We start from the raw sequence: 7731 nt of genomic DNA, 5'->3' as shown, positions 1-7731 counted from the left end.
GGGCGGCCGGGGCGGCCGGGGCGGCGGCGGCCGGGGGCGTGCCCTGCGCGGCGGTGCGCTCGGCCATGGCCTCCTTGCGCGACAGGCGGATCTTGCCCGTCTTGTCGATGCTGACGACCTTCACCAGCACCTCGTCGCCCTCGGTCAGCACGTCCGACACGCTCTTCACGCGCTTGTCGGACAGCTCGGAGATGTGGATGAGGCCGTCGGTGCCCGGGAACAGCTCCACGAAGGCGCCGAACTCGGCGATCTTCCGGACGGTGCCCGTGTAGATCTTCCCGATCTCCGCCTCGCGGGTGAGCGCCTGGATCATCGCGATGGCCGCCTTCACCGCCTCGCCGTTCGCGCTGGCGATGTCCACGCGGCCGGTGTCCTCGATGTTAATCGCGGCACCCGTGCGGGCGATGATGTCCTTGATCACCTTGCCGCCCGGCCCGATGACGTTCTTGATGAACTCCGGACGGATCTGGATGGTCGTGATGCGCGGCGCGAACTGGCTGATCTCCTTGCGCGGCGCGTCCAGCGTCTTCGCCATCTCCGCAAGGATGTGCACGCGGCCCTGACGCGCCTGCTCCAGCGCGCGGCTCATGATCTCCGTGGTGAGGCCGGTGATCTTGATGTCCATCTGGATGGACGTGATGCCCTTGGACGTGCCGCAGACCTTGAAGTCCATGTCGCCCAGGTGGTCCTCGTCACCCAGGATGTCGGACAGGATGGCGATCTTCTCGCCCTCCTTCACCAGGCCCATGGCGATGCCCGCCACCGGCGCCTTGATGGGGACGCCCGCGTCCATCAGCGCCAGCGTGCCACCGCACACAGAGGCCATGGACGAGGAGCCGTTGGACTCGAGGATCTCCGACACCAGACGCACGGTGTACGGGAACGAGTCGCTGGCCGGAATCATGTTGCGCAGCGCGCGCTCCGCCAGGGCGCCGTGACCGACCTCGCGACGGCCGGGGCCGCGCAGGGGCTTGGTCTCGTTCACGCTGAACGGCGGGAAGTTGTAGTGCAGCATGAAGCGCTTGAAGGCCTGGCCGCTGAGCAGCTCCAGCCGCTGCTCGTCCTCGCTGGTGCCCAGCGTGGCGACCACGAGCGCCTGCGTCTCGCCGCGGGTGAAGACCGCGCTGCCGTGCGTGCGGGGCAGCACGCCCACCTCGTTGGTGATGGAGCGCACCACGTTGTGCGGACGGTCACCGATGCGGCCACCATTCACGGTGAGCTCACGCATGTGGTCGTACTTCAGGTCCTCGATGACCTGCTTGGCGTGCTTCTCCACCTGCGGGGTGAACTCCGCGCCCAGCTTCTCCTTGAGCGCCGCGACCGCCGCCTTCTTCGTCTTGGAGAGCGCCTCGTAGCGCGCGCCCTTCTCCTTGATGGCGTAGCCGGCCTTCACGCCCTCCAGCGCCAGCTCGCGGACCTGGTTGCGCAGGCCCTCGTCGATGGTGGCGGGCTTGTCGTAGGAGCGGACCTGCTTCTTCAGCTCCGTGCGCAGCTGGTCCTGGATGTCCAGCGCGGGCTGGGCGTTCTGACGGCCGAACTCCAGCGCCGCCACCATGTCCGCCTCGCTGACCTCTTCCGCGCCACCCTCCACCATCACGATGGCCTCGCGGCTCACCGCCATGACGAGGTCCAGGTCGCTCTGCTCGCGCTGCTTGGCGGTGGGGTTGGCCACGAACTGACCGCCCACGCGGCCCACGCGGATGCCCGCGATGGGGCCGTTGAACGGGATGTCCGACACCCACAGCGCCGCGGAGGCACCGGTGATGCCGTGGATGTCACCCTCGTTCTCCGGGTCCGCGGAGATGACGGACGAGATGACCTGCGTCTCGTAGGCGTAGCCTTCCGGGAACAGCGGACGGAGGGAGCGGTCCACCACGCGGGAGGCCAGCGTCTCCTTCTCCGTGAGGCGGCCCTCGCGCTTGAAGTAGCTGCCCGGGATGCGGCCCGCCGAGTACAGCTTCTCCTGGTACTCCACCGTGAGGGGCAGGAAGTCGATGTCCTTCTTCTCCCGCGCGCTCACCGCGGTGACGAGCAGCATGGTGTCGCCGTAGCGGACCACCACGGAACCGTCGGCCTGCTTGGCCAGGCGGCCCGTCTCGATGCTCAGCTCGTTCTCACCAATCTTGACGCTCTTCTTCAACATGTCGTGTGGCCTCTGTGCCTGCTTCGCGTGCGAGGACCCTTGCCAGCCGCGGCCCGCCCACGTGCGTGGGGCAGGAGCCGCCCGGAAGGGGCCCTCTGGGATTGAGCGGTCGCCAGGGCCTGAAGCAGGCACATGCCAGACGAACGCTGCCTGTACTGCGGAAACGGGCTCCGTTGCGGAGCGCCGGAGGGATGGACCAGACCTCTTGATCCCTGATCACACCCGCCCACCCGTGACTTCCGGGTCGGCCGGTCTGAACGGAAACCAAAAGAGCCCGCCTCCACCTCTCCCTCGCCCACTCCTTCGCCGTGAAACGTGCTGCCCAAATGCATGGGGCGCTGGTGGTGTGCCAGCGCCCCGGGTGCTGCTCGAGGACTACTTGCGGATGCCGAGACCCTCGATGAGCTTCTTGTAGCGCGCCACGTCCTTGGACTTGAGGTAGTCCAGCATGCGGCGGCGCTGACCGACCAGCTTCAGCAGACCGCGGCGGGAGTGGTGGTCCTTCTTGTGGGTCTTGAAGTGCTCGGTGAGCATGTTGATGCGCTCGGACAGCAGCGCCACCTGCACCTCGGGCGAGCCGGTGTCGGACTCGTGGGTGCGGTACTTCGTGACCAGCTCGCTCTTGCGTTCCTGATGCAACGACATGGGCTTCTTCCTGAATCCCGCTCCGGGGTGACCGCTCGTGCCGCCTGGGTCCGCGGAGGGGTACAGACCCGGCCTCATGGTCCTTCTAACGAGCGGGCCGCTTATAAGCTTCACCCCCTGGGGGGTCAACCTTCGCCGACTGTCCGTCCGCCCTTGGGGGGCCGGGACAGTGCGAAGACGTACAACCGGCAACCGCCCGGAATTCCGCCTCCGCCCGGGGAGAGCTCCCGGGCCGAGGCCTCGTCCAGGGCCACGTGCAGATAGGCGCCCCCCGCCTCGCCACCATCACCCGCCAACAACTGACGGGTACGGGGATACAAGCGCAGGAGCGCCTCCACCACGTCGCCGATGCCCGCCGTCGCGGGTACGCCCAGGGACAGCTCGCGCCGCCCGTCGAAGGCGCCGCGAAGGCCCGGGGCCACGCTCACGGTGATGTCATGGGTGCGGGTGGCCACTCAGTTGAAAACCCGCTGGTAACGCAGCCGTCCGCCCACCACTTCCGCCATGGCGAGCAGCGCGTCATCCGGGCCCAGCACCCGCACCCGGCCGGGCACGGGGGCGACCTCCACGGGGACGCCGTGCAACACCCGCCGGGCCTCGTCCGCGGTCACCCGGACCGCCGGCAGGTCCGTCAGCGCGTCCGCCAGCGACACCAGCCGACCGGCCACCGCTTCGCGAGACAGGGACGCCAGGTCCCCCAGGGGCAGCGCGCGCGCCAGCGTGAAGGGGCCGCTCATGGTGCGCCGGAGCGCCTCCAGGTGCGCCCCGCAGCCCAGCGCGCGGCCCAGGTCGTACGCCAGCGTGCGCACATAAAACCCCTTGGTGCACCGCACCGACAGGGTCAGCCGGTCCGCGGAGAAGTCGCGCAGCACCAGCTCATGCACGGTGACGCTGCGGCTGGCCCGCTCCACCTCTTCCCCGGCGCGCGCCAGTTCGTAGAGCCGCTTCCCGGCCACCTTCACCGCCGAGTACATGGGCGGCACCTGGTCGAACGTGCCCCGGAACCGGGCGAGCGCCGCCTCCAGCAGCGGGGCCGTCAGCGGGGGCACCGGGGCCTCCGCCGTGGGCTTGCCCTGGGCGTCCTGGGTGTCCGTCTCCACGCCCAGCCGCACCACGGCGTCGTAGGCCTTGTCGCCCTCCGTGATGATGCCGGCGACCTTGGTGGCCTCTCCCAGGCACACCGGCAGCACACCGGTGGCCATGGGGTCCAGCGTGCCCGTGTGGCCCGCCTTCTTCACCTTCAGCAGGCCGCGCACCTGCCGGACCACGTCGAAGGACGTGGGGCCCAGGGGCTTGTCGATGACGAGAACGCCGTCCATGAAGCGGGGCCTACCAGCCTTCCTTGCCGCGCACCTCGCGCAGGAGCCGGTCGATCTTATCGCCCTCGCCCACGGACGCGTCGAAGGCGAAGAAGATTTCCGGCGACACGCGCAGGTTGACCGCGGACGTCACCTCGCGGCGCACGAAGCCCTTGGCCGCTTCCAGGCCTTTCTGCGTGTCCGCCTTCTCCTGGTCCGTGCCCAGCATCGAATAGAAGACCTTCGCCACCCGCAGGTCCGGCGACACCTTCACGCCGGTGATGGTGATGAAGCCGATGCGCGGGTCGCGCAATTCCCCGCGCGTCAGCAGGGCGCCGATGGCCGCCTGGATTTCCTGCCCCACGCGCTCGGGTCGTGAATGCGTCGTCATTTCTTCTCCCAATCTCGCGGGTTGCGCAGCGCCCGGGCCTTGGCCCGCGCGTCGTCCAGATTCAGCGTTCCACCCTCACCCGTGGGTCGTGAAGTCCCGGGCCCGGGGCCCGCGCCCTCGTGCCGCTGCTCCCACGAACCCAGCCCCTCCGCCTCCGCCAGCGAGCGGTCGCTGCGCAGGAAGCGGGCAATCGCCGCCTCCGAGTGCGAGTTCGCGTCCTCGGGAGACAGGTGGGCGTCCTCGTCCTCCAGGTCTGGCACCTTCGCTGGAGCACGGAAGGCGCCAGCCACCGGCCCCTTGTCCGAGTAGAGCGTGTCCCCGAAGGCGACGATCTCCGTCTCCCGGGCCATCAGCGGCGCGACGTACATCTCTTCGATGAAGTGGATGATCTTCTCCAGCTGCTCATCCACGTGCCCGCGCGCGTTGCCCACCACGGCCAGGGCCACCGACGCCTTCTGCCAGAGGTCCTGGTCGTCCACCTCCGCGACGGCCACGTTGAAGCGGGCCTTCACCCGGTCCGTCACCCGGCGGAGCACCTGCCGCTTGGACTTCAGCGAGGCGCTCTCCGGAATCTGGAGGGTGAGGCGTGCGACTCCGACGAACATAGAGGTCCCCCAGGCCAACGGCCGCCGGGCGCGTCATCCACGCCCAGGCGCCGTCGCATCGTCCATCCCCCGGGAAAGGTGGGGCCTTTCCCCGGGGTCCGTCGAGTGCGCCTCTCCAGGACTACGAGAGGCTCTGCCGGGTCTCCTCGATCTCGTAGGCCTCGATGATGTCGCCGGCCTTGAGGTCGTTGAAGTTCTCGATGCCGATACCGCACTCGAAGCCCTGCGCGACTTCCTTCACGTCGTCCTTGAAGCGGCGCAGCGACGCCATCTTCCCGGAGAAGAGCTGCTTGTTCTCGCGCATGAGGCGCACGAACGAGCCGCGCTTCATCACGCCGTCCAGGACGGCCGCGCCGGCGATGGTTCCCAGCTTCGGCACATTGAAGGTGTTGCGCACCTCCGCACGGCCCAGCTTGCGCTCGGTGCGGATGGGCTCCAGGAGGCCCTCCATCTCCAAGCGAACCCCGTCGATGAGCTCGTAGATGATGGAGTAGCTCTGCAGCGTCACCTGCTGCGCCTTGGCCGCGGCCTCCGAGCCCGACTCCGGCTTCACGTTGAAGCCCAGCACGACGCCCTTGGAAGCGGCGGCGCGCATGACGTCGGTCTCCGTGATGGCGCCCACGCCCGCGTCGATGATGACCACCCGCACCTTGTGCGTGGTGAGCTTGTCCACCGCCTGGCGCACGGCCTCCGCCGAGCCCTGCACGTCCGCCTTGATGATGACGCGCAGCTCCTTGGGACCGCCGCCCGCCTTCGTCTTGGCGAAGAGCTGCTCCAGGGACTCGCGGCTGACCTTGCCGAGCTCCGTCTGCCGCTCCTTCATGCCGCGGTGGTCGGCGATCTGCTTGGCCGCCTTCTCGTCGGAGACGACGTTGATGGCGTCACCCGCGGTGGGCACGCCGGACAGGCCGACGACCTCCGCGCAGTAGCCCGGCTTCACTTCCTTCACCGCCTCGCCGCGGCTGTTGTTCATGGCGCGGACGCGGCCGTAGTGCGTGCCGGTGACGATGGCGTCGCCCAGCTTGAGCGTGCCCTCCTGCACCAGCACCGTGGCCACGGGACCGCGGCCACGCTCCAGCTTCGCTTCCACGACGGCGCCCACGGACGGACGGGAGGGATTCGCCGTCAGCTCGAGGACTTCCGCCTGCAGCGCCAGGTTCTCCAGGAGGAGATCCAGGTTCATCTTCGTCTTCGCGGAGACGGGCACCATGATGGTGTCGCCGCCCCACTCTTCCGGCACCAGTTCCTGGCTCGCGAGGTCCTTCTTCACGCGGTCGGGATTGGCGCCCGGGACGTCCATCTTGTTGATGGCGACGACGATGGGCACTTCCGCCTGCTTGGCGTGCTTGATGGCCTCGATGGTCTGGGGCATCACGCCGTCGTCCGCGGCCACCACCAGCACCACGATGTCCGTCACGTTGGCGCCACGGGCGCGCATGGACGTGAAGGCCTCGTGGCCCGGGGTGTCCAGGAACGTGACGTCTCCGCGCGCGGTGGACACGCTGTACGCGCCGATGTGCTGGGTGATGCCGCCCGCCTCGCCCGAGGCCACGCTGGCCTGGCGGATGGCGTCCAGCAGGCTCGTCTTGCCGTGGTCGACGTGGCCCATGATGGTGACCACCGGCGGACGGGGACGCTCGTCCTCGGCCTTGGCCGCGACCTCCGGCAGGTAGTCCTCCACCTCGAAGCCGACGCGCTCGACCTTCCAGTGGTATTCGGTGGCGATGAGCTCCGCGGTGTCGGCGTCCAGAATCTGGTTCGCCGTGGCCATCTTCTGCATGCCCATCAGCTTCTTGATGAGCTCCGCGGTGCGGATACCCATGCGCTGACCCAGGTCGGAGACGCTGATGCCCTCCTGGAGCTTGATGACCTTCTTCTCCTCGGCCATCTGGGTGATCTGCGTCTTGGCGCCCTTCTTCGTGGGCTTGCGCTTCTTGCCGCGGACGGGGATCTGGATGCGGCCCCAGACCATGTCCGACAGCTCCTGCTTGGACACGCTGGTCGTCTCAGGACCCGTGCGCTTGCGCTGGCCACGCTCCTTGTTCTTGGAGACGTCCACCAGCTCGCGGCCGCGACCCAGGTGATCCGGGACGACCTTGTACTCGCGCTTCTCCGTGCCCAGCGCCGTGCGGCCCGGGGCCATGGGGTACTGCTTGGCCTGGGTCGTGGTGGGCGTGACGCGGCGGACCTGGATGAGCGGGCGCGAAATCACCACGGCCTGGGTGGCCGTGGGGCGCGCCTGGGCACCCGGCGTGGGCGCGACCTGGGCGTGCGGGACGCCGCCGACCATGATGGTCGGGCCGGTCGGCTGCACCGGGGCTCCCGTGCCGGCCGTGGGCGGCGAGGACGGACGCACCGGCCCCATCTGGCCCGGACGCGCCTGCATGGGCGCTCCCGGACGGTTCATGGGCGGCCCACCCGGGCGGCCCTGCATGGGCGCGCCAGGACGGCTGCCAGGCCCACCCGGACCACCCGGACGGCTGCCAGGACCACCCGGACCACCCGGACGGCTGCCCGGCGGCCCACCAGGACGCCCGCCCGTGGAACCCGGACGCTGCACGTAACCGGGACCTCGGGAGATGACCGTCGCGGACGTCGACGTGGAAGAAGGCGTCCGTGCGGTGGGCGGGGCCGGCGAGCGCGTAGGGG

General features: G+C 69.3%; 7 protein-coding genes. All 7 read right to left on the bottom strand.

Annotation, left to right across the window (positions count from 1 at the left end; all coding sequences use genetic code 11):
• Positions 1–2143, bottom strand: a 2143-nt coding sequence (pnp, locus tag D7Y11_RS40260) for a polyribonucleotide nucleotidyltransferase (protein WP_126936324.1), incomplete at its 3' end; no start/stop codon positions are given.
• Between the two features lie 375 nt (positions 2144–2518).
• A complete protein-coding gene (gene rpsO, locus D7Y11_RS40255) occupies positions 2519–2788 on the bottom strand; it encodes a 30S ribosomal protein S15 (RefSeq protein ID WP_120575731.1) in 270 nt (89 codons plus the stop codon).
• Positions 2789–2913: 125 nt separating this feature from the next.
• Complete coding sequence (locus D7Y11_RS40250) at positions 2914–3243, bottom strand: hypothetical protein (protein WP_120575730.1); 330 nt, start codon at positions 3241–3243, stop codon at positions 2914–2916.
• The gene (gene truB, locus D7Y11_RS40245) at positions 3244–4107 is read right to left on the bottom strand and encodes a tRNA pseudouridine(55) synthase TruB (RefSeq protein WP_120575729.1); all 864 of its coding nucleotides are present in this window, start codon (positions 4105–4107) and stop codon (positions 3244–3246) included.
• A gap of 10 nt (positions 4108–4117) precedes the next feature.
• Positions 4118–4477 carry a 30S ribosome-binding factor RbfA gene (gene rbfA, locus D7Y11_RS40240; protein WP_120558419.1) on the bottom strand — a complete coding sequence of 120 codons (360 nt, stop codon included), beginning with the start codon at positions 4475–4477 and terminating at the stop codon, positions 4118–4120.
• A complete protein-coding gene (locus tag D7Y11_RS40235) occupies positions 4474–5082 on the bottom strand; it encodes a DUF503 domain-containing protein (RefSeq protein ID WP_126936323.1) in 609 nt (202 codons plus the stop codon). The genes rbfA and D7Y11_RS40235 overlap by 4 nt, the downstream gene beginning before the upstream one ends.
• Positions 5083–5203: 121 nt before the next feature.
• On the bottom strand, positions 5204–7731 hold a 2528-nt coding region (gene infB, locus D7Y11_RS40230; RefSeq protein ID WP_126936322.1), incomplete at its 5' end, for a translation initiation factor IF-2.

Origin of the sequence: Corallococcus sp. AB018, from assembly GCF_003986945.1 — a bacterium.
In the GTDB taxonomy this organism is placed as follows: Bacteria; Myxococcota; Myxococcia; order Myxococcales; family Myxococcaceae; genus Corallococcus; species Corallococcus exiguus.
Note: the sequence above shows the minus strand (reverse complement) of the source record. Positions and strands in the feature narration are given on the sequence as shown.